At 57.4% G+C, this 230-nt stretch carries 1 tRNA gene; it reads left to right on the top strand.

The features are described from left to right. The first annotated feature begins 4 nt into the window (after positions 1-4). Positions 5-81 (top strand) — tRNA-Asp (locus ACW9JC_RS30490). Positions 82-230: the final 149 nt, after the last annotated feature.

The raw sequence follows: 230 nt of genomic DNA, 5'->3' as shown, positions 1-230 counted from the left end.
ACGCGCAGCGGTAGTTCAGTCGGTTAGAATACCGGCCTGTCACGCCGGGGGTCGCGGGTTCGAGTCCCGTCCGCTGCGCCATTATTTACGAAGCAGATTTTGGTCTGGTTCGCGATTGAAAAGCACCGAAGCTCTTCAATCAAACGAGTTACTTGGGCGAAAGTCCAAAGCGATACGCAGCGGTAGTTCAGTCGGTTAGAATACCGGCCTGTCACGCCGGGGGTCGCGGG

Source organism: Pseudomonas sp. SDO5591_S426 (assembly GCF_054070755.1).
This window is presented reverse-complemented; position numbering and strand designations above follow the sequence as displayed.